20 protein-coding genes are annotated in these 20,774 nt (G+C 49.7%); 14 read left to right on the top strand and 6 right to left on the bottom strand.

Annotation, left to right across the window (positions count from 1 at the left end):
• Positions 1 to 45: 45 nt before the first annotated feature.
• Both EJE48_RS03630 and EJE48_RS03625 read left to right on the top strand, forming a co-directional pair.
• Complete coding sequence (locus EJE48_RS03630) at positions 46 to 735, top strand: MBL fold metallo-hydrolase (protein WP_118580162.1); 690 nt, start codon at positions 46 to 48, stop codon at positions 733 to 735.
• 126 nt (positions 736 to 861) lie between these two features.
• The gene (locus tag EJE48_RS03625; RefSeq protein ID WP_118580159.1) at positions 862 to 1,650 is read left to right on the top strand and encodes an N-acetylmuramoyl-L-alanine amidase; all 789 of its coding nucleotides are present in this window, start codon (positions 862 to 864) and stop codon (positions 1,648 to 1,650) included.
• Between the two features lie 88 nt (positions 1,651 to 1,738).
• Here the strand turns inward: EJE48_RS03625 and EJE48_RS03620 are convergent, their stop codons facing one another.
• On the bottom strand, positions 1,739 to 2,884 hold the full coding sequence (locus EJE48_RS03620; protein ID WP_118580156.1) for an AI-2E family transporter: 1,146 nt from the start codon (positions 2,882 to 2,884) through the stop codon (positions 1,739 to 1,741).
• Between the two features lie 202 nt (positions 2,885 to 3,086).
• Here EJE48_RS03620 and gltX point away from each other — a divergent pair, with 202 nt between their 5' ends.
• On the top strand, positions 3,087 to 4,535 hold the full coding sequence (gene gltX / locus EJE48_RS03615; protein WP_118580153.1) for a glutamate--tRNA ligase: 1,449 nt from the start codon (positions 3,087 to 3,089) through the stop codon (positions 4,533 to 4,535).
• Between the two features lie 222 nt (positions 4,536 to 4,757).
• On the opposite strand, the gene EJE48_RS12245 is transcribed toward gltX, so the two are convergent.
• Entirely contained in the window at positions 4,758 to 4,928 is a 171-nt protein-coding gene (locus tag EJE48_RS12245; RefSeq protein WP_160117310.1) for a hypothetical protein, read from the bottom strand.
• A gap of 139 nt (positions 4,929 to 5,067) precedes the next feature.
• Between EJE48_RS12245 and EJE48_RS03610 the strand changes: the two genes are divergently transcribed.
• Entirely contained in the window at positions 5,068 to 6,141 is a 1,074-nt protein-coding gene (locus EJE48_RS03610; protein ID WP_118580150.1) for a PTS transporter subunit IIC, read from the top strand.
• Between the two features lie 72 nt (positions 6,142 to 6,213).
• Here the strand turns inward: EJE48_RS03610 and EJE48_RS12240 are convergent, their stop codons facing one another.
• The 4 genes from EJE48_RS12240 to serC all read right to left on the bottom strand — a co-directional run bounded on the left by EJE48_RS12240 (position 6,214) and on the right by serC (position 10,240).
• Entirely contained in the window at positions 6,214 to 6,357 is a 144-nt protein-coding gene (locus tag EJE48_RS12240) for a hypothetical protein (protein WP_160117309.1), read from the bottom strand.
• Between the two features lie 278 nt (positions 6,358 to 6,635).
• Positions 6,636 to 7,886: a DUF1015 domain-containing protein gene (locus EJE48_RS03600; protein ID WP_118580147.1), complete on the bottom strand. Its 1,251-nt coding sequence runs from the start codon at positions 7,884 to 7,886 to the stop codon at positions 6,636 to 6,638.
• Between the two features lie 35 nt (positions 7,887 to 7,921).
• Positions 7,922 to 9,097 (bottom strand): 3-phosphoglycerate dehydrogenase family protein, encoded by a 1,176-nt coding sequence (locus EJE48_RS03595; protein ID WP_118580144.1) that lies wholly within the window; start codon positions 9,095 to 9,097, stop codon positions 7,922 to 7,924.
• Positions 9,098 to 9,154: 57 nt separating this feature from the next.
• Complete coding sequence (gene serC, locus EJE48_RS03590) at positions 9,155 to 10,240, bottom strand: 3-phosphoserine/phosphohydroxythreonine transaminase (protein ID WP_118580141.1); 1,086 nt, start codon at positions 10,238 to 10,240, stop codon at positions 9,155 to 9,157.
• A gap of 384 nt (positions 10,241 to 10,624) precedes the next feature.
• On the opposite strand from serC, the gene EJE48_RS03585 reads away from it, so the two are divergent.
• The 10 genes from EJE48_RS03585 (at position 10,625) to EJE48_RS03540 (ending at position 20,636) form a co-directional block, all read left to right on the top strand.
• Positions 10,625 to 11,200 carry a TetR/AcrR family transcriptional regulator gene (locus tag EJE48_RS03585; RefSeq protein WP_118580138.1) on the top strand — a complete coding sequence of 192 codons (576 nt, stop codon included), beginning with the start codon at positions 10,625 to 10,627 and terminating at the stop codon, positions 11,198 to 11,200.
• Between the two features lie 67 nt (positions 11,201 to 11,267).
• Positions 11,268 to 12,248 (top strand): HlyD family secretion protein, encoded by a 981-nt coding sequence (locus tag EJE48_RS03580; RefSeq protein ID WP_016406633.1) that lies wholly within the window; start codon positions 11,268 to 11,270, stop codon positions 12,246 to 12,248.
• A complete protein-coding gene (locus tag EJE48_RS03575) occupies positions 12,245 to 13,453 on the top strand; it encodes an ABC transporter permease (protein ID WP_118580135.1) in 1,209 nt (402 codons plus the stop codon). The genes EJE48_RS03580 and EJE48_RS03575 overlap by 4 nt, the downstream gene beginning before the upstream one ends.
• Positions 13,450 to 14,655 carry an ABC transporter permease gene (locus EJE48_RS03570; protein WP_118580132.1) on the top strand — a complete coding sequence of 402 codons (1,206 nt, stop codon included), beginning with the start codon at positions 13,450 to 13,452 and terminating at the stop codon, positions 14,653 to 14,655. The genes EJE48_RS03575 and EJE48_RS03570 overlap by 4 nt, the downstream gene beginning before the upstream one ends.
• Before the next feature lie 16 nt (positions 14,656 to 14,671).
• Complete coding sequence (locus tag EJE48_RS03565; protein ID WP_118580129.1) at positions 14,672 to 16,033, top strand: TolC family protein; 1,362 nt, start codon at positions 14,672 to 14,674, stop codon at positions 16,031 to 16,033.
• Positions 16,034 to 16,061: 28 nt separating this feature from the next.
• Positions 16,062 to 16,712: a cyclase family protein gene (locus tag EJE48_RS03560; RefSeq protein ID WP_118580126.1), complete on the top strand. Its 651-nt coding sequence runs from the start codon at positions 16,062 to 16,064 to the stop codon at positions 16,710 to 16,712.
• Positions 16,713 to 16,766: 54 nt separating this feature from the next.
• The gene (locus tag EJE48_RS03555) at positions 16,767 to 17,459 is read left to right on the top strand and encodes an N-acetylmuramoyl-L-alanine amidase (RefSeq protein ID WP_124984306.1); all 693 of its coding nucleotides are present in this window, start codon (positions 16,767 to 16,769) and stop codon (positions 17,457 to 17,459) included.
• A 41-nt stretch (positions 17,460 to 17,500) separates the two neighbouring features.
• The gene (locus EJE48_RS03550; protein ID WP_118580120.1) at positions 17,501 to 18,964 is read left to right on the top strand and encodes a DEAD/DEAH box helicase; all 1,464 of its coding nucleotides are present in this window, start codon (positions 17,501 to 17,503) and stop codon (positions 18,962 to 18,964) included.
• Between the two features lie 90 nt (positions 18,965 to 19,054).
• Complete coding sequence (locus EJE48_RS03545; RefSeq protein ID WP_016406626.1) at positions 19,055 to 19,369, top strand: DUF1292 domain-containing protein; 315 nt, start codon at positions 19,055 to 19,057, stop codon at positions 19,367 to 19,369.
• A 79-nt stretch (positions 19,370 to 19,448) separates the two neighbouring features.
• Positions 19,449 to 20,636 carry a glycerophosphodiester phosphodiesterase family protein gene (locus EJE48_RS03540; protein ID WP_124984305.1) on the top strand — a complete coding sequence of 396 codons (1,188 nt, stop codon included), beginning with the start codon at positions 19,449 to 19,451 and terminating at the stop codon, positions 20,634 to 20,636.
• Positions 20,637 to 20,774 lie beyond the last annotated feature (138 nt).

Below are 20,774 nucleotides of genomic sequence, written 5' to 3'. Positions count from 1 at the left end.
CCTGTGCTATACTAATGACATTTCAGAAAGTAAGGAGTGACTGTAATGAAGATAACCTATCTGCACCACAGCGGCTTTTCCGTTGAAACCGAAACAAAGGTGCTTTTGTTTGATTATTATACAGAGGGCGGCAGAAAAGCGTATTTCGACCCCGCCGCATACCCCGATAAAGCAGTTTTCGTCTTTGTCTCCCATGCACATGAGGATCATTATGACAGACGGATTCTTTCGTGGGCAAAGCTCCCCAATGTCCGCTATGTGCTTTCCTTTGATGTGCGGACAGAAGCAGGCTTTGAAGGCAGAGTCCTCTGCGCCGAGCCGCACCGGACATACGATTTTGACGGCATTTCCATCCAAACGCTCCAATCCAATGATGAGGGTGTTGCGTTTCTGGTCAAGGCGGATGGCAAAATCATCTACCACGCAGGCGATTTGAATTGGTGGCATTGGAACGGCGAGCCGGAGGACTTTAATGCCGATATCGAAAAAAGCTATACTGCGGAAATCAATCGGCTGAAGGGCGAGAAAATAGACGTTGCCTTTGTCCCTGCGGATTTGCGCCTGCAGGATAAATATTTCTGGGCGGTCAATTATTTTCTCAAGACCGTCGGCGCAAAAAGGCTGTTTCCCATGCACTTCTGGGGACGCTTTGATGTCTGCACGATGCTGCGTCAGCTTGGCTATGGTGAAACGATTGCGGAAATCACGCAGGAAAACGAAAAATTTGAAATTTAAACGGAAATTCTTAAGGAAATCTTCAAGTTCTTCCGCGGAATTTCATTTATACTAAGGATAGAAAAGAATCGGTCGAAATCCTGATTTCGATTGTGGCTTAGTTTTTTAGCGGAAGAAGGAAAGGCAATGAAGGGAAAAAACTGGAGGGAATATGAACCGCCGAAGCGCCGTCGGCGCAGAAGAAGAAAGGGCGGACTTTTGCGCAAGCTGCGTTTCGCAGTGGTGCTGTTTTTGGTTGGCTATGTCGGCTTTCTGGTCTATTATAATTTCGGCAAGCCCTATACCGTTGCACTGGATGCAGGGCATGGCGGGGCGGATGTCGGCGCAGAGGGCGTGATACAGGAGGTCGCACTGACGGAGCAGACTGTAGCCGCGCTGCAAACCCTTCTGGAGGAGGACGGACGCTTCCGCGTGGTGCTGTCCCGTAAGGCAGGCGAGGGCGCAACCGTCACCGAGCGTAACCATAAATTCCGCCGCAGACACCCCGATTTAATGCTCTCTGTCCATGGCAACGCAAGCGACAGCAGCAGTGCCAATGGCTTTGAGTGCTATCCTTCGCCTCCCGGCTATGAAAACCACGAAGAAAGCCTTGCCTTTGCTGCATGTCTGGCGCAGGAAATGCAGAATATAGGCGCAAATCTCCGCGGTACGGGCATTGCAGGCGTGCGCTATGGCTATTATGATGAAAACGGCAATAAGCTGCTGCGCGATTCGAGCGATACCACGGTCTATTCCTATGATACCTTTGGTATGCTCAAAAATATGAGCTGCCCTGCGGTTCTGGCGGAGCAGTGCTTTATTACCAATACATCCGATGTGGAAAGCTTCGGCACGGAGGAGGGCTGCAAGCATGCGGCAGAGGCGTATTACCGTGCCATTTGCGGTTATTTGGAGAGCGCAGACAGCCGAGGGTAAGGCAAAAACAAATAAGCGAACGGCTAAAAGCCTTAAAACTTCAAATAAGCTATCTTAACGAAAAAAAGTCCTCGAGAGAGGACTTTTTTTAGTCGATTTTGATATTCTTTTCGCTGAGCCGTTGGTTGACGTTTTCCTTCAGCAGTGTATACACCACCGAAACAATCGGGATAAACACCAGCATCCCGACAATCCCGAACAGGCTGCCGCCCAGCGTCACCGCAACCAGCACCCAGATTGCAGGCAGTCCAATCGAGCCGCCGACCACCTTCGGGTAAATCAGATTTCCTTCAATCTGCTGTAATACAATAAATAGCACGATAAACGCAGCTGCTTGCGAGGGGCTGATCGTCAAAATCAGAAACGCCCCTACGACACAGCCGATAAATGCCCCGAAAATGGGAATCAGTGCCGTAAATGCAATCAGCACCCCAACCAGAACAGCAAAGGGGAACCGCAGAATCGTCATGGAAATGAAGAACATCATCCCCAGAATCACCGCCTCTAGGCACTGCCCTGTCAGGAAATTTGAAAACGTGCGATACGTCAGCGCGCAGATTTGCAGAAAACGGTTTGCGTGCTTTTCCTTCAGATAGGCGAAAATCAGCTTTTTCATCTGCCGCTTCAGAAATTCCTGCTGCAACAGGATATAGCAGGCGAAAACAAGACCGATGAAAAATGTCCCCACGCCGCTCACAATTCCTGTCGCTACGCTGATGGTAGAACTCAGCATGGAATTTGCCCCTATGCGGAAGAATGTCACAAGCTGATTCAGAATTTCCTCCCAATTCAGCTGTGCCTGTACCTCGTCTATGTAGTCCACCAGCTCAGGATGGTTGGAAACAAGCTGTTCCGCCTTTTTCATCAGTATGGGCACCTTTTCGGGCAGTGTTTTCCCAAGCGTAGCAATGGTATTTCCCAGCTCCGGCACAACCACAATCGTCACAAGGCTCAATAGTGCCAGCACAAAAATCAGCGTCAGAATCAGGCTGACGGGTGCGGCAAATTTTTTCTGCTTTTCCTTTGCGTTTGCAAACAGCCGCTTCCGGATGCGGTTCATCGGCACACTCAGCACAAATGCAATCGCGCCCCCCAGAAGGAAGGGGAACAGGATGTGCAAAATCGTTTTTACCGCCTGTAGCACAATGCTAAACCGCCAAAGCCCCACCAGAATCACCAGTGTAAATATAATTAAGCCCCGCAGCTTGCGGAGCGTATCCTTGTCTAACTGCATCCAATCAACTCCCGGTATATTTTTATTTATATTAGAAGAAAGTATATCACAAAAGCAAATTTTCTTGCAATACGCGCGCACAATTCTTAATATTTTCTTCTGTTTTTCCTTTACACAGCGGGCATTTGCGTATAAACTATACAAAGGAATATGTGGCTTTTTTCAGAAAAGTCAATTTATCGAAGCAGAAAGGAAGAAAAAAATGGAAGTAAGAACAAGATTTGCCCCTTCCCCTACGGGCTATATGCATATCGGCAACCTGCGTACCGCGCTTTATGAATACCTCATTGCAAAATCTCAGGGTGGGAAATTCATCCTGCGTATTGAGGATACCGATCAGGGCCGTCTGGTGGAGGGCTCTCTGGATGTCATTTATAAAACCATGAAAATGACAGGGCTTCAGCATGATGAAGGTCCCGATGTCGGCGGCGAATACGGCCCCTATGTGCAGAGCGAACGCATGGGTCTGTATATGGATTATGCAAAGGAACTGGTGGAAAAGGGCGAAGCGTATTACTGCTTCTGCACCAAGGAAAGACTGGAAAGCTTGAAGGAAGCCAATGCAGAGGGCGTTTCCTTCGCAAAATATGACCGCCATTGTCTGCATCTGTCCCCTGAGGAGGTACAGGCAAAGCTTGCCGCAGGCGAACCCTTCGTTATTCGCCAGAAAATGCCCGAAAGCGGCACAACCTCCTTCCATGACATGGTTTATGGTGATATCACCGTGGATAATGCGGAGCTGGATGACCAGATTCTGATGAAGGCAGACGGCTTCCCGACCTATAACTTCGCCAATGTTGTGGATGACCACCTCATGCACATCACCCATGTTGTCCGCGGCAGTGAATATCTTTCCTCCACACCCAAGTATAACCTGCTTTATAAAGCATTCGGATGGGAGCCTCCTATTTATGTACACCTGCCCGCCGTTATGCGTGACGCACACCATAAGCTTTCCAAGCGTCATGGCGATAAATCCTTCGAGGATTTGGTAAATGAAGGCTATGTGGTAGAAGCCATCGTGAACTATATCGCACTGCTTGGCTGGAGTCCCTCTGATAATGTGGAAATCTTCACCCTCAAGGAACTGGAACAGAAATTTGATATGGCGGGGCTGAGCAAATCTCCCTCCATCTTCGATATCAAAAAGCTGACATGGATGAACAGTGAATACCTCAAGGCGATGGACTTCGATAAATATTTTGAACTGGCAAGACCTAAGCTGGAGGAGGCACTGGCAGGCACCGATTTAGACCTGAAAAAAATCGCGGCACTGCTCCAGAAGCGTCTTGAAACCCTCAATGATATCCCCCGCCTGGTGGATTTCTTCAAGGAGCTGCCCGATTACAGCACAGAGCTGTATACCCATAAGAAAATGAAAACCAACGATGAAATCGCACTGTCCTCCTTACAGGCGGCTCTGCCTGTTTTGGAGAACCTGTCCGATTGGAATGAAACTGCCATCCATGACAGCCTGATGGCACTGGTCGGTGAGCTGGGCATCAAAAACGGTCAGCTGCTCTGGCCCGTCAGAACAGCCCTCTCCGGTGAGCAGACCTCTCCCGGCGGTGCAATGGAGCTGGCGGATATCCTCGGAAAAGAGGAGGCTCTGCGCAGAATCCGCAAGGGGATTGAGAAATTGAGTAAGTAAATCGATTCCTTTTATGTTCATAAATTATTCAAATATTCTTAAAAAACTCTTTGGTTTTTGTACAAATGGAATTCAAATTTGAATGATATGATAAAGGTGTCAAAAGGAACGGACCACCTTTTGAGAACATAAGTATTATACCCTTCCCCTTTTTAAATGATAAAACGTAAAAGCAAGAAGAGCAAATCGAAAGATTTGCTCTTTTGCTTTTTATGGCTGATTTTAAGGCATCATGTCATCCATGATATCGTCAATCGCCTCCTCTGCCTTCACTACCATCTTTTTCCCTTTTCTGGCAAGCCTCTGATAGGTGCGCTTATCCTTCATCAGGTATCCCATGCCTGCCATTGCCGCCGCGCCGCCAAGCAGCATCCCTGTTGCAAATTTGTTCATAAAATCCCTCCTTTGATGAAATTAGTATGACCGTTTTCGGGATTTTTATTGATTTTCCATGACGGATAACGTATAATCAAACCGATAAGCTGTCAAGACAACTGTAAAAACAAGTGAAGAGACAAAAAGGAGAAAGAACATGAGCGAGAATCAAAAAGGCTTTGCCGCTTTTCTGGCAAAAAAGGATATCGTTTTTTCAGCAAAGCGATACGGCATTGATGCCTTGGGCGCAATGGCACAGGGCTTGTTTGCATCCCTGCTGATTGGGACAATTTTAAAAACCTTGGGGCAGCAGCTTGGCGTTGCCATTCTGGTGGATATCGGTACCTTCGCGCAGGCGGTCACAGGCCCTGCCATGGCAGTTTCCATCGGCTATGCGCTGAAATGCCCCCCTCTGGTGCTGTTTTCATTGATTGCCGTCGGCGGCGCGGCGAATCAGCTGGGCGGTGCAGGCGGTCCTCTGGCTGTTTTCGTTGTCACCATCTTTGCCGCAGAGTTCGGTAAGCTGGTTTCCAAGGAAACAAAGGTCGATATCATTGTGACCCCCTCTGTCACCATCTGCGTCGGCGTGCTGCTTTCCATGTGGTGGGCACCCTCCATCGGTGCGGCGGCAAGTGCAGTCGGCAATGCCATCAAGTGGGCAACGGAGCTGCAGCCCTTCTTCATGGGGATTCTGGTTTCCGTTATCGTCGGCATCGCGCTGACGCTCCCCATCAGCAGTGCGGCAATTTGTGCGGCTCTGGGTCTGACAGGCTTGGCAGGCGGTGCGGCAGTTGCAGGCTGCTGTGCGCAGATGGTCGGCTTTGCCGTTATGAGCTTTAAGGAAAATAAATGGAGCGGTCTTTTGGCGCAGGGCATCGGTACCTCCATGCTGCAAATCGGGAATATCGTCAAAAACCCGCTGATCTGGATTCCGCCTACACTGGCATCTGCTGTCACAGGACCTATCGCAACCTGTATTTTCCGCATGAAGATGAATGGGGATGCCGTGGCCTCCGGCATGGGTACCTGCGGTCTGGTCGGACAGATTGGTGTCTATACTGGTTGGATTAACGATATCACCGCCGGCACAAAAGCAGGCATTACCTCTATGGATTGGCTCGGTCTGGTTTTGGTTTGCTTCATCCTGCCTGCAGTCCTGACCCTCGTTTTCGCATATCCTATGCGCAAAAAGAACCTTATTAAGGAAAATGACCTGAAACTGGATTTGTAATCCATAAAATAAAAAGAGTGAAACCCTTTTGGATTTCACTCTTTTTTGTATGTGCTTTTTATCATGGGTTTTTCATAGGCGCACCGCCTTTCTCCCTGCCGTTTCCGGCATGGTGGGGAAGGGATAGGAAAGGGAAATGATGTGTCCCTTTCTCTGTCTGCGAAGGTTCGGAACCCATTCCGAAACGCCATTTTCTCCGCCTTTTTTCAGGCGCACCGCGCCGCTTTTCTCCCTGCCGTTTCCGGCATAGTGGGGAAGGGATTGGAAAGGGAAACTTTGTTGCCCTTTCCTCGGTTGCGGAGGTTTGGAACCCATTGCGAAACGGGTTCCAAGTTTTTGTTACTTTTTAGCATAAAAAGTAAGAAAGAAAGCTTCTGTCTTGCCAAAATAGTTCTAAACTGGCGAATTTCTGATGTTGTCCAAGCAAAATATTTGGCTCGAATGAGCCCAATCGGCGCTTGCGCCGCTAACTTAGACGCTCCTGCGCCGCTATTTCATTCCCCCAAATCGTGAATAAATAACCCACTCCGCAGCTTCGGCTCAAACCATGTCGATTTCGGCGGCATCGTCATATCCTCATCTGCCACATCCATCAGCTCCTCCATGGAGGTGGGGAACATGGAAAACGCCAGTCTCATCTCGCCACTGTCTACTCTGCGCTCCAGCTCACCCAGTCCGCGAATTCCGCCGACAAAATCAATCCGCTTGTCGGTTCTGGGGTCGCCGATGGCAAGCACAGGCTCCAGCAGCTCCTTCTGCAAAATGGAAACATCCAGTCCCAGAACAGGGTCGTCTGTAATAATTTCCTCCTTCGCCGTCATCTTGAACCATTTCCCGTCCAGATACAGCCCAAAGGTGTGCAGTGCTTCGGGGTGGTAAGGGCCTTCGCCTGTGTAAGGCGCAATGTCGAATTTCTTGCCGATTTCCTGCATGAATTCCTCTGTATTGTAGCCGTTTAAATCCTTTACCACGCGGTTGTAATCCATGATATATAAATCCTCTGCCGCAAACAGTACGGACAGATAATAGTTGAATTCCTCCTCACCGGTGTAATCCGGCTTTGCCTCTCTGCGCTTCAGCGCCACCTTCACGGCGGATGCGTTTCTGTGGTGTCCGTCCGCAATGTAGAGATTCTTCACCTGCTTAAAGGATTCCACTAGCATGCCGATTTCCGTATCGCTGTCAATCACCCAAACCGTATGCCCGATGCCGTCCTCGGCAACGAAATCGTAAACAGGCTTTATTGCCGCTGTCCAGCCGTCGATAATCGCCTTTGCGTCCTTGTTTTCCTTGTAGGCAAGGAAAATCGGGCCTGTGTTTGCGTTCAGCGTATCCACATGGCGGATACGGTCAGCCTCCTTGTCTGCGCGTGTCAGCTCATGCTTTTTAATCGTCCCGTTAATATATTCGTCCACGGACGTACAGCAAACCAGACCCGTCTGGCTTCTGCCGTTCATCGTCATGCGGTAAAGATACAGGTTGGGCAGCAAATCCTGTCCCAGAATCCCGTTGTGAATCATGTTTTCAAGGTTTTCCTTTGCCTTTGCGTAAACCGCAGGGCTGTAAACGTCAATATCCTTCGGCAGGTCCACCTCTGCCTTGTCAACATGCAGGAAGGACCAGGGCTTTCCCTGCACCATTTCTCTTGCTTCTTCGCTGTTCATTACGTCATAGGGCAGGGCAGCTACGTCCTTTGCGTAAGCCTCTGCCGGGCGGATCGCCATAAAGGGTCTGATGGTTGCCATAATTTTCCTCCTTTGGAATTGCTGCTTTCGGTTTCTTAATCCAGAATACGAACCTTCAATACCGTATTGATGGCATACAGGTCTTTGATCATATCATCGATGTTTTCGGGTAGGCTGTCGCATACCACAATGTTATATGCAAGGTCGCCCTTGGAGTTGTTTACCAGCTTGTCGATATTCACGCTGTATTTTGTGAAAACAGCACCCAGCTGCCCAATCATGTTTACGATATTCTGGTGGCATACGGTGATGCGGGGCTTGCCGTTATAAGGCACCACGCAGTTGGGGAAGTTTACGGAATTTTTGATATTGCCGTAGGTCAGGTATTCTCTGATTTCCTGCGCCGCCATAATTGCACAGTTTTCCTCGGATTCCGGTGTGGATGCGCCCAGATGAGGCGTTACGATGATGTTCGCAGGGTCGCCCAGCAGGTCTTCGGAAGGGAAGTCCGTCATGTAGCGCGCGATGATGCCGTCCGCGATGGCTTTTTTCAGTGCCGCATTGTCCACCAGACCGCCGCGTGCAAAGTTCAGCAGGCGTGCGCCGGGCTTTGTTGCCGCAAACAGCTTTTCATCAAAGGTGTTTCTTGTCTTATCGTTCAGGGGAATGTGCAGCGTAATGTAATCTGCTTTCGCCACCAGCTCCTCCATGGATTCCTCATGCACCACGTTGGGGGATAAGTGCCATGCACTTTCAAGGGAAAGGAAGGGGTCGTAGCCGATAACCTCCATCCCCAGATCCAGTGCCGCATTGGCAACCTGTACGCCAATCGCACCCAGACCGATGACACCCAAGGTCTTGCCCGCAATTTCAGGACCGGTGAATTCCTTCTTGCCTGCCTCTACTGCCTTTTCCACGTTTTCGCAGTTGTCCTTCAGCCCCTGTACCCAAGCTGCCCCTGCAATGATGCGTCTGGAGGATGCAAACAGTCCTGCCAGAACCAGTTCCTTTACGGCGTTTGCATTTGCCCCCGGCGTATTGAATACGGGAACGCCCTTCTGTGTACATTTTTCAATGGGGATGTTGTTTGTGCCTGCGCCTGCACGGGCAACGGCAAGCAGGTTTTCGTTCAGCTCCATCTTGTGCATATCAAAGCTGCGCAGGATGATGCCCTCAGGATTTTCTGCTTTTTCATCAATCACGAAATTTTGTTCGGGCAGCTTTGCCAGCCCTGTTTTTGCAATGTTGTTCAAAGTGCGAATGGTATACATAATGTCTCTCCTTTTTAGATATAAGAAAAGGGTCGTGTGCCACGACCCTTTTGGATTTTACTTATTTTCCATCTCGAATTTCTTCATGAATTCCACTAATTTTTCCACGCCTTCGATGGGCATTGCGTTATACATACTTGCGCGCATGCCGCCAACGGTGCGGTGACCTTTCAGGTTTTCAAAGCCCTGTGCCTTTGCCTCCTTGATGAATTTTTCATCCAGCTCCTTCGTAGGCAGTACGAAGGGCGCGTTCATCAGGGAACGGTCTTTCTTTACAACAGTGCCGCGGAACAGCTCGGATTGGTCTAAGAAATCATAGAGGATAGCCGCTTTCCGTTCGTTGATTTTCTGCAAGGCAGCAACGCCGCCCTGCCGTTTCACCCAGTCGAATACCAGACCCATGAAGTAAATGCCGTAGGTCGGGGGTGTGTTGTAAAGAGAATTATTTTCTGCGTGAATATCATAACGCAGCATGGTCGGTGTGAAATCCATGGCGTTGCCCAGCAAATCCTCTCTCACGATAACAACCGTTACGCCTGCGGGGCCGAGGTTTTTCTGTGCCCCTGCATACAGAAGACCGAATTTCGTAATATCAATCTCCTGCGAGAGAATGGAAGAGGACATATCGCCCACCAGCGGCACATTGCCTGTATCGGGAAGCTCCGTCCAGCGTGTACCGTAAATGGTGTTGTTCAGTGTGATATAAAAATAATCCGCTTCGGGGTCGAATTTGGAAGGATCCAGTGTGGGGATGTGGTCGAAGGTTGAGTCTGCTGAGGAAGCAACGATGTTCACTTTACCGTAACGCTCTGCCTCTGCCGCCGCCTTCTTCGCCCACTGACCTGTGATCACATAATCCGCCTTGTTGTTTTTGTTCATCAGGTTCATGGGAATCATCGCAAACTGCGTTGAGCCGCCGCCCTGCAAGAACAGGATTTTATAATTATCGGGAATGTGCATCAATTCCTTGAGATCAGCCTTTGCCTTCTCCAGAATATTTTCAAAGGTTTTTGAACGGTGGCTCATCTCCATCACTGACATGCCTGCTGAAGGGTAACAGACCAGTTCGCGCTGTGCCTGTTCCAGAACCTCCAAGGGCAGCATGGAAGGACCTGCTGAGAAGTTGTATACTCTTTTTTCCATAGATAAGCCTCCTAACTTTTAACAATATGGACACATGTCCGCATCAAACGGGCATTGTCGATAGGGAAATTATAGCACTTTCATTTTTCTCGTCAACTGAAAATGGGATTTTTTTTGTCCCACCCTGAAATTTTGGAGAATGAAGCAAAATTTTTTGAAAGAGAAAAGAAAAGTCTGTTAAATTTGACGTAATATTGTCTTTCGTCCGAAAACAGAAATGCACTTTGTCTATTGTATACAATCGCAAACGCGAGAAAAAATAATCAAAAATATTCTATTTAACGAAAATTGTTGATTATCTCGTGCTTTCATGTTATCCTAAAGAGGAAATTTATACGAAACTGAATACAAAAAATATAGAGAAAGAAGGGAGGGAAAATCATCTTGGAAAAACAGGACCGCAGAGTCATCCGCAGTAAAATGCGGATGCGAGAAGCACTCATTTCTCTGATGCAGGAAAAGCTCTTTCCCGAAATCACCGCAAGGGATATTACCGATAGGGCGGATCTCAATCGGGCAACGTTTTATCTTCATTATAATAATGTGTTCGATTTGCTGGAGGAATTGGAAGAAGAAACCGTAAGCGAATTTGCCCGCATGCTGGAGGAAACCCCCATCCTTGAAAACAGCACATGGGAGTCTGTCCTGATTGGAAAAATCTGCGATTATATCGCCGAAAATCAGGATCTCTGCCGCTGTCTGTTCCTCAATCCGCACAGCGATTGCTTTACGGAAAAGCTGACGGAGATTATGAAGCGGAAGGGGCAGGAAATTCGAAAGGAGCGCGGCTTGGAAAGGGACTCCAGACAGACGGATTATATCCGCCATTTTATTTCCTGTGGTGCCATGGGGATGGTAAAGCAGTGGCTTGCGGAGGGGATGCCGCTCTCCAAGGCAGAAATGATGGATTTAACGGAAAAAATCATGCACCCCATTTTTCAATTATTGTTTGTGGCTTAAATTTACGGCTGCAAAAGAAGGCTCTGTCATTATAAAAAATTATCTGAAAAGGAAAGGGAGTAAAAAGATGCAAAACGGAAAGAAGAAGGTGTTGGCGCTGCTTCTGGCAGGCTGCTGTGTATTAAGCGCCTGCGGCACAAAAACAGACGATACAAAAACAGCGGAGAAGGGAAATTTTGTCACCGGCACAGTGGAATGTAAGGAGGTTTATGTCCGTGCGAAAATCCCCGGCTATCTGACGGATATTCCCGTCGAGGAAGGGCAGGAGGTCAAGGAGGGTGATTTGCTGTTCTCCACAGACAGACGCGATGTAGAAGTAAAGCAGACACAGGCATCCGCAACCGCAAAGGCAGCCGCAGGGCAGGTCGAGGCGGCGAAAAATGCCGCAGAGGCGGCAGCGGCAGTGGTGGAAAAGGCAAACGCAAATGTGAAGCTGCTGGAAACCGAATATGCAAAATATCAGGAGCTCTACGCCATGGATGCCGTTTCTCAGGATAATATGGATAAGCTGACCACCCAGCTGGAGGCGGCAAGATTGGATGCCGCGGCGGCAGCGGCACAGCAGCAGGCGGCACAGGGGCAGTATGAAGCGGCAAATGGACAGCTTGCGGCAGCAAAGGGTGTTCTGGATGAAGTCAATCTCAATCTGGGGCAGACCTCTCAGTATGCCCCCTGCAACGGCACCATCACCATGGTTTCCTCCTCTCTCGGGGAGCTCATCGGCACAGGCACCACCATCGTTACCCTCACAGATTACAGCGACCGCTGGGTCATGGCAAATGTGGATGAATACGCAGTCGGCAAGCTGAAGGTCGGTCAGCAGATTCCTCTGACCAGTAAGGCGCACCCCGATACCGTCTTTCATGGCAAAATCGTCAATATCTCTAAAAGCCCTGATTTTGCAACCAAAAAATCCACAAATGAGCTGAATGATCAGGATGTTGTTACATACGAGGTGAAAATCGCCCTTTCCGAGAAGGATGATATCATGCTTTACCCCGGAATGCTGGTGCAGGTAGACCTGGATAAAGCAGGTGAGAAAAAATGATTCTGACATTTTTCAAGGGGCTTCTTCGGGAGCTTTGGCTTCTGGTGAAAGATCCGCGGGGCATCTTTATGTTTCTCGTTGCCCCGCTTCTGATGAATATTGTGGTCTGCGGTGCCTTCCAAAACGGCATTGTCAACCATATTCCTCTGGCGGCGGTGGAAATGTCCTCCTCCGCAAAAACAAGAGAACTGATTCGCGCCTTCGATGAATCCGATCGTTTTGATGTCACCCTTGTCCTGCAGGATTTGGATGAGGCAAAGCAGAAAATGGAGGAGGGCGAGGTGTATGGCATTATCGTCATCCCTGCCGATTATACCCGTTCCCTTCAGCTGGGACAGCAGGCAGAGGTGCTTGTCGGCATCAATAGTGCGAATAACCTTGTCGGCAACAGTGCGGTTGTTTCCGTCATGCAGGTCGTGAAAACCGTTTCCTCCCAGATTGCGGTCAAAAGCTATGTGGCATCGGGCAGCAGCGTTGCGGAGGGTACGGCGAAGGTTATGCCGATTTCGACTGTGCTTCGCCCGTGGTTTAATCCCCAGTTCAGTTATCTGATGTATCTGGGGCTTGGGCTGACCGGTCTTGTTTATCATCAGCTCTTCCTCTCTGCGGTGGCAGGCTCCTTCGCGGATGAAAAGAAGGAAGGCATCCTTTCGGGCAAATTCCGTAAGCGGGATGCAATCCTCTATTATTTCGATAAAATGCTTTTCTACGGCATTGCAGGCTTTTTCAATCTCCTGCTGAATTATGCCGTGATTATGAAAATTTACAGCTTCCCCATGCGCGGCGCGCGGGCGGATTTCCTGCTTCTAAGTGCTTGCTTCGTGTTCTGCCTGCTCGGCTTCGGTGCGCTTCTGGGGCTGCTCTGCAAAAATTCCCTGCATGCGATGCAGTGGCTCATGGCGCTGACCTATCCGTTTTTCGTACTGGCAGGCTTTTCCTGGCCGCATACGGAAATGCCGGATTTTCTGGTACGGATTGCAAATTATCTGCCCGTCACCCATTACCTCGGCCCCGTCCGCAGTATCATTCTGATGGGTATCGGCTTTGAGCGCACCTCCCTACAGCACAATCGCGCTATGCTCTTAACCCTTGGTATAGGTGCATTTGTGCTCAGCCTTGCAGTCTTTGTCTGGCAGGTGTGCCGTGCGGAAAAGAAGCAGAAGGCGGCAGAGAAGAATACACAGACAGAGGGGGTGCAGGCATGAAAAACGCAGTAAAATTATTTCTTCGGGAATGGAAATATCTCCTGAAACGCCCCCGTTCCCTCGTTCTGATGGTGCTTGTGCCGATTTTCGTCACCTGTATCTGCGGCAGTGGCTACGGAAAGGGCTATTTCTCCGATTTGAAAATGGGCGTGGTGGATTACAGCTATACCAAGCAGACCAGAGAGGTGGTCGAAGCCTTCCGCCAGTCCCCGTATTTTGATGTGGTCGGCTATTATAACGATGAGGATGAAATTGCCGAAGCCATGCGTGACGGCGAAATTGTCGGCTGTCTCATCTTCCCTGCGGATTTCACAAGAAAAATGCAGTTGGGTCAGCAGGCAGAGGTGCTTCTCGGCTCCAGTGCCGTCAATATGGGCTATGGCAGTACCATCAACCTCAAGGGTTCTGAGGTTCTGGGGACGGTTTCCACCCAGATTGCTGTCAAAAGCCTTGTGGCAAAGGGTGAAACCGTGGACGATGCCCTTGCGACCATGAACCCCGTCAGCTTCTATACCCGTCAATGGTATAACCCGACGAATAACTTCTCGTATTTTCTGGTGTATGGCTTCGTTGCCGCAACCGTTCAGCAGGTGCTGATTTATTTCGCGGCAATCTCCCTCGTTCGGGAGAAGGAAAGCGGTCATCTGGATGAAATGCAAAGCATTTCCAAAAGTGCCCCCTTGCAGGTGCTTGTGAAATGCTTGGTCTATTTCCTGATTTCCCTCGCGGCATGGGCAATCTGCTCCGCCATCATCCGTTGGGGCTATGCGATTCCCATGCGAGGAAGCCTTCTGCTCTGGTTTGTCTACAGCAGTCTTTTCCTGCTGTCGATTGTTGCCTTGGGGCAGTTCTTTTCCGCGGTCATGCCAAATCCCATTGTGGCAACCTCTATCTCTCTGGTGTTCACCTCGCCCTCTCTGGTGCTGAGTGGCTACACCTGGCCCACCATTGCGTTGCCTGCGTTCTATCAGAAAATCGGGCAGGTCTTTCCACTGACGCATTTTGTCATCGGCTATCGCAATGTGGCATTGATGGGATGTGGCTTTTCCGCAGTGAAAAAGGAGCTGCTACTTCTCGGCGGCATCATCGTGGTCTGCCTTACGCTGAGCTGTATCATCTGGCAGCTGCGTCTGAACCGCATTGAGAAGAAAAAGCAGGGAATCGTTGCAGAGAAGGAAGAGCCTGTGTCCCTACAGGCATAAGAAAGGAGTGCAGAATATGAAATTCTATCCATATAAAAAAGCATGTGCGCTTCTCGTTACAGGCGCATTGACAACAGGTGCGGCAGTGCCTGCCCTCGCGGCAGAGACCAAAACAGCCGCCCCTGCAACCGCAGAGGAAGCAAAGGCACAGCCGATGACTCTGAAGGAAATTCAGGAGCTGGTTGTGAAAAATAACCGTCTGAAAACCACCCTGACGCTGAATCAGGAAAAGGTGCTTGCAGGCTTAAGTGCCATTGATGACGGTCTGAAGGATTTGAAGGATTCGCAGGATAAGGCGGCGCACGCAAGAAGGGATGCAAGCACCTCTGCAAGCAGTGGGAAAACAACGATTGATAATACGCTGAAATATTTGGAATCCGTAGGAGCAGCCGGAGCATCTGATCAGCTTTGGGCAGGCGTTACCGGTGCGCTCCTCTCCGGTGCAGTCAAAACCGCAAGCGGCATGGAAACTCTCGTGGATAATGTTGCCGATAGACAGCGCGATACGCTGGAGGATCAGCAGACGGAGCTGAAAAATACCAAAATGGACTTAAATAAGACCAAAGAGGACTGGGAAAATGAATCCCTTGCCGTCACACAGCTTCTCGTCACCAAAACCGTACAGGTCGAAAAGGGGGTCAGCCTGCTCACGCAGAAGCAGTCCCTTCTGGAGCGTGTCTGCAAAATTGAGGAAAAGAAGCAGGAGCTTGGCTTTAGCACAGGCACAGATCTTTCCGAGAAAAAGCTTGCCGTTTCCGAGGGCGCGAAGGAGCTGCAAAGTGCCAAGGACGGCTTAACCCTGCTCAAGCGTCAGCTGAATGACCTTATGGGGCGTGAAATTGATGAGGAGCTTATCATCACACCCCCTGAGCTGACACGCACCATCGAAACCGCTCCTGCCTATAGCGAGGAGCTTTTGAAAACCGCCACCGATAAAAATTATAAGCTGAAAACCCTCCGCAGGGATAAGCAGCAGGCGGAAGCGGATTCCAAGAAGAATGACAGATATGACGGACAGCTGAAGGCAAGCAGGGTGGATATGCAGCTTGCGGATGTCTCCACTGAGGAGGAAAAGGTCAATATCGCCAACGATTTAAAGAAGAAGCTGGATGCCATCAATACCGCCGCGGCAGAATATCAGAACAAAAAAGATGCCAACAGCAAGGCAAAAATCGAATGGGAGCAGCAGCAGAAATCCGCAAAGCTGGGGCTTGTTTCCGCAGTCGAATTGCAGGCACTCGAGCTGCAGTATGAGCAGACCGAAATGGAGCTTTCCGCCGCAGCCTATGCTTACGATTTGGCGTGGGAGGAATATACTATGCTCATGAACGGCACCACCCTTGATATCTACGATGTTTATAAATCAAAGCTGAGCTGAAAAAACAATACGAAGGGAGAAAAGCAGGATGAAGATGATTGATTTGACACAGCTGATTACAGCGTCCATGCCCGTCTATCCGGGTACGGAGCCGCCGCATTTGACGGTAGCCAGCACCTATGAAACGGATGGCTTTCGGGAAACCCTGCTTTCCTTCTTTTCCCATACAGGCACCCACATGGATGCGCCCTTTCATCTTTTCGGCGAAAGAACAAAGCTGAATGAAATGCCTGCGGCGCAGTTTGTCGGCAAGGCACTTGTCATCCCCTGCATGCAGTATGGTGCAGGCGAGGAAATCGGCATGGAAGCCCTTGCTCCTGTCCGTCAGCTTGCGGATGAGGCGGATTTTCTTCTTTTCCATACCGGTTGGAGCCGGTATTGGGGCAAAGCGGAATATTTCGGGGACTATCCCGTTCCCTCTCAGGAGGTCTGCCGCTATGCGCTGGAAAGCGGCAAAAAGGGGCTTGGCTTCGATACCATCGGCATTGATCCCATCGCAGATGAAGGGCTGACACGCCATCGTCTGCTTTTGTCCCAAAGAGATATCGTGATTATCGAAAACCTCACGAATCTGGATAAAATCGGGGAAGGTCTGTTTCTCTTTGCAGCCTTGCCCTTGAAATATGAAAACGCGGATGGTGCGCCTGTGCGTGCCGTTGCCATGCTAGAGGAAGAATAACGCAAATTTTCCCCCTTCCCTACATATCCTTTAAATAGCAAAGGAGGCGGTAGGATGAAGGGGATTTTTTTGCGAAGGGAATGGGTGAGCCTTGTCTGCTGTTTCTGCATCATTGGGGGCTGCCTCGTGCATACTGCGCTTGGGAAGGAAACCAAAGCCCTCTTTCCCATGATGGGCGTGCGGGTGGTTCTGGATGCAGGGCATGGCGGCTGGGACCCAGGCAAAACAGGCACAGGCGGCGAGAATGAAAAAATACTGAACCTCGCAGTCACAGAAAAGCTGACGGAATATCTTGAGCAGGGCGGTGCGGAGGTCATTCTCACCCGTAATGCGGATACGGCACTGGGCGGCAGTAAGCACGCGGATATGGCAGAGCGGCAGCGCATTGCCAATGAAACAGGCGCGGATATCCTCGTCAGCATCCATCAAAATGCCTTCCCCTCTGCGAAGGCAAAGGGAGCGCAGGTGTTTTATCATAAAAGCAGTGAAAAGGGCAAAATCCTTGCGGAATGTGTGCAGGAAAGCCTGAAAAGCCGCGTGGATGGCAGCAATCGGCGTATGGCAAAGGAAAATAAGGAGTATTATATCCTCCGCACCACCCAAATCCCTGCCGTTATCGTGGAGTGCGGCTTTCTTTCCAACGCCGAGGAGGAGCGTCTGCTCAATGATACCGCCTATCAGGAAAGGCTTGCATGGGCGGTTTATTGCGGCATCCTTGACTATTTTGAAAAAATCAGTATCATTTAAGGAAAGAAATATTCTGCATCGAAAAAAGAAAGGATGTATTTATGGAGCATACATTTGAAGCATTGGGACTGCGTGCAGCTTTGGTCACCGCGTTGGCAGAGCAGGGCATCACAGCCCCCACGGAAATCCAACAGAAAATGATTCCCGAAATTTTATCCGGCAAGGATGTCATCGGTCGTTCCGAAACAGGCTCCGGCAAGACCTTGGCATATCTTTTGCCCATTTTTGAAAAGCTGGATATGAATATCCGCGGCACGCAGGCGATTATCCTCACCCCCACCCATGAGCTGGCGGCGCAGGTCTATCATCAGGCGGAGCTTTTGCAGGAAAATGCGGGCATCGCGGCAGGCTGTGTCCTTCTCATCGGTGCGGCAGGCATCGGCAGACAGCTGGAAAAGCTGAAAGCAAAGCCGCGTATCGTGGTCGGCTCTGTCGGGCGTATTCTGGATTTGATTCGTAAGAAAAAAATACAGGCACATCTCGTCAGAACCATCGTTCTGGATGAGGGCGACCGCCTTATGGATGACGGCAACGTGGAGGATGTTGCCGCTGTCATCAAAACAACCCTGAAGGAGCGGCAGATTGTTCTGCTTTCTGCCTCTGTCAGCGGCGAAGCCAAGGCAAAAGCCGCAGCCATGATGAAGGCAGATGCGGTTGATTTGGAAGCCAAAAGCGGCGGCATTGTCCCCAAGGGCATCCATCATTATTATATCCTCTCCGCGCACAGAGAAAAATTCGCCAATCTCCGTAAAATTCTCGCAGGCGAAAGGCCGGAGAAGTGCATGGTTTTCCTCAATAACCCTGAAAATATCGAGGTCACTGTGGATAAGCTGAATTATCACGGCATCAAGGCGGCAGGCATTTATGGGCAGGCGAGCAAGCAGGAGCGCAAAAACGCCATGGATGGCTTCCGTGAAGGGCGTATCCATGTCCTCGTTGCCTCCGATATCGGCTCCCGCGGTCTGGATATCGAGGGTGTTACGCATATCATCAATCTGGATGTCCCCGAAGAACCCACGCATTATCTCCATCGTGCAGGCCGCTGCGGCAGAAAGGGCATGGAAGGCACTGCCATCACCATTGTCACCCCCTATGAACGCAAGTGGATTCACCGCTACGAAAAAACATGGGGTCTGCAATTTGAGCAGAAGGAAATGTCCTTCGGCAAGCTGGTCGATAGCCAAAAAACAAAAAAAGATATCATCAAGCCGATGAAAGCGAAAAAGCCTGTCATTGAGGATAAATGGGTAGAGGGTGACGGCTGGGGCGGATTTGACGATTTAGAGGATTTCGGTGAATTTGTCATTGAAACCGGCGGCGCACCAAAAAAATCCAAAAAGAAAAAAGCGAAGGAACAGCCTTTCTCTATGGCAAAAACGCCCAAAAAGCAGGGCAAAAAGGGCAAAAAAACAAAGCAGGCGGACGATAGTCTGGGCTTCTTTGCCAGAAAAGCGAAAAAACTTGCGGAAAAAGAGGCAAACCGTCAAAAAAGTCAGAAAAAGTAATTGTCCAAAACGCGATTTTCGGTTATCATATATACAATCAATACTTCCGTGCTTCAACGGAAAATCATAACTTTTAAGGAGGATTCAAGAATGAGCGATACTTGCGGATGTGGCTGCGGTCACGATCATGACGATCATGTACACGAAGAAATGGAAATGGAAACTTTAACCCTCACTCTGGATGATGATACAGAAATGGAATGTGGCATCCTTGGTGTGTTTGCGGTGGATGGCATTGCCGATAAGGAATATATCGCATTGTTGCCCCTGGAAGATGAAACCGTTCTCCTGTATGAATATAAGGAAAACGAGGACGGCATCGAGCTTCTCAATATCGAAAGCGATGACGATTTTGAAAAGGTATCCAATACATTCTATGATCTGTTCGATGACGAAGACGAATAATAGAAATGCAAGGGAACAGGGATAGAGCACTATCCCTGTTTTTTGTATTTTATAGCTGGAAAAGATTGGAGAGAAGAGCATGAAAGGAAAAAGAATAGCGGCATTTGCTCTGACGTTGGTGCTTGGCGCTTCGGCGGCACAGCCTGCCCTTGCGGCAGATTGGCAGAGCAAAAATCCTCTGATTGCCCATGCCTTGGGGGAGGCAGACGGCAAAATCGAAACCAATTCCAAAGAAGCGTTTCTGACCTCATGGCAGAATGGCTTCCGCGCCGTAGAGGCGGATTTTACCTATACCTCAGACGGTACCCTCGTCGTGCGGCACGATTTTGAAAAGGACGGCTCCTATTATCGTCTGGAAATCAAGCCGAGCGGCTCTCTGGTGATGGATACCAAAACCTTCACCTCGACCCCTGCGGTCTATGAGCAGACCCCCATGACAGCGGTGGATTTGCTCTATCTCATGCAGGAATACCCCGATATGTACCTCATAACGGATACCAAAACCACCGATAAGGCGCAGGTGCAGCGGCAGTTCCGCGATCTGGTGAATATCGCCAATAATATCGGCTCGCCCGAAATTCTGAGCCGCATCATTCCGCAGCTGTACAATAAAGAAATGCTCAGCTGGATCAAGGAAATCTATCCCTTTGAAAACTGGATTTTCACCCTGTATCTTTATGCAAATCCCAATTATGGCGATATCGCGAATTTCTGTGCCGCAAATGGCATTGATACCGTCACCCTGCATATCGACCGTGCAAAGAAGGAAAATATCTCCAAGCTGAAGGCAAAGGGGCTCAAGGTCTATGCCCATACCGTCAATCGCTACCGCATCTTTGAGGATGCTCTTGCCGCAGGCGTGGACGGCATTTATACCGACCGCATCAAACCCTATGAGCTTTCCTGGGTTGGGCTTACGAATAGTATCCGGACCACAGAGCAAACCGTTACCGTAAAAGGGAAAGAAGCGAAGCTGACCACCCTCGCAATCTTCGGCACGCCCTATGCCCCTCTGCGGCAGATGGCACAGCTTGGCAAAAGGTTTTCCGCCGAATATAAAAAGGATGCAGGCACGCTCAATCTCACCGTCGGCAAAACCCTTACCACCATGGGAAATGAAATGCTCATGGATCACAGCGGACACCTTGTCACCAAAAAAGCCGATTTCAAGCTTCTCATCGGCGGCAAGGAAAGCGGCATCCAATGCTTCTATGTGGATGGCGAGGTTTATGCCCCCGTGGAGCAGATTCTCGCGCTGCTACAGTAAAATCTAAAATCCCCTTGGCTCAGGCGTTCGTGCCTGAGCTGTTTTTTTTGCAGAAATCACATCTTAAAGGAATCTTAATTGTTTTTTGTCGAAAACTCCTTTAAAATAAAGAAAATTGCTTGTAACACAACAAAAAGG

Source organism: Anaerotignum faecicola (assembly GCF_003865035.1).
Taxonomy (GTDB): domain Bacteria; phylum Bacillota; class Clostridia; order Lachnospirales; family Anaerotignaceae; genus Anaerotignum_A; species Anaerotignum_A faecicola.
This window is presented reverse-complemented; position numbering and strand designations above follow the sequence as displayed.

What these genes read in the sequence shown, in the direction of transcription:
- EJE48_RS03630 (WP_118580162.1), top strand. Translation starts at nt 46, where the DNA reads ATGAAGATAACCTATCTGCACCACAGCGGCTTTTCCGTTGAAACCGAA.
- EJE48_RS03625 (WP_118580159.1), top strand. Translation starts at nt 862, where the DNA reads ATGAAGGGAAAAAACTGGAGGGAATATGAACCGCCGAAGCGCCGTCGG.
- EJE48_RS03620 (WP_118580156.1), bottom strand. Translation starts at nt 2,884, where the DNA reads ATGCAGTTAGACAAGGATACGCTCCGCAAGCTGCGGGGCTTAATTATA.
- gltX (WP_118580153.1), top strand. Translation starts at nt 3,087, where the DNA reads ATGGAAGTAAGAACAAGATTTGCCCCTTCCCCTACGGGCTATATGCAT.
- EJE48_RS12245 (WP_160117310.1), bottom strand. Translation starts at nt 4,928, where the DNA reads ATGAACAAATTTGCAACAGGGATGCTGCTTGGCGGCGCGGCGGCAATG.
- EJE48_RS03610 (WP_118580150.1), top strand. Translation starts at nt 5,068, where the DNA reads ATGAGCGAGAATCAAAAAGGCTTTGCCGCTTTTCTGGCAAAAAAGGAT.
- EJE48_RS03600 (WP_118580147.1), bottom strand. Translation starts at nt 7,886, where the DNA reads ATGGCAACCATCAGACCCTTTATGGCGATCCGCCCGGCAGAGGCTTAC.
- EJE48_RS03595 (WP_118580144.1), bottom strand. Translation starts at nt 9,097, where the DNA reads ATGTATACCATTCGCACTTTGAACAACATTGCAAAAACAGGGCTGGCA.
- serC (WP_118580141.1), bottom strand. Translation starts at nt 10,240, where the DNA reads ATGGAAAAAAGAGTATACAACTTCTCAGCAGGTCCTTCCATGCTGCCC.
- EJE48_RS03580 (WP_016406633.1), top strand. Translation starts at nt 11,268, where the DNA reads ATGCAAAACGGAAAGAAGAAGGTGTTGGCGCTGCTTCTGGCAGGCTGC.
- EJE48_RS03575 (WP_118580135.1), top strand. Translation starts at nt 12,245, where the DNA reads ATGATTCTGACATTTTTCAAGGGGCTTCTTCGGGAGCTTTGGCTTCTG.
- EJE48_RS03570 (WP_118580132.1), top strand. Translation starts at nt 13,450, where the DNA reads ATGAAAAACGCAGTAAAATTATTTCTTCGGGAATGGAAATATCTCCTG.
- EJE48_RS03565 (WP_118580129.1), top strand. Translation starts at nt 14,672, where the DNA reads ATGAAATTCTATCCATATAAAAAAGCATGTGCGCTTCTCGTTACAGGC.
- EJE48_RS03560 (WP_118580126.1), top strand. Translation starts at nt 16,062, where the DNA reads ATGAAGATGATTGATTTGACACAGCTGATTACAGCGTCCATGCCCGTC.
- EJE48_RS03555 (WP_124984306.1), top strand. Translation starts at nt 16,767, where the DNA reads ATGAAGGGGATTTTTTTGCGAAGGGAATGGGTGAGCCTTGTCTGCTGT.
- EJE48_RS03550 (WP_118580120.1), top strand. Translation starts at nt 17,501, where the DNA reads ATGGAGCATACATTTGAAGCATTGGGACTGCGTGCAGCTTTGGTCACC.
- EJE48_RS03545 (WP_016406626.1), top strand. Translation starts at nt 19,055, where the DNA reads ATGAGCGATACTTGCGGATGTGGCTGCGGTCACGATCATGACGATCAT.
- EJE48_RS03540 (WP_124984305.1), top strand. Translation starts at nt 19,449, where the DNA reads ATGAAAGGAAAAAGAATAGCGGCATTTGCTCTGACGTTGGTGCTTGGC.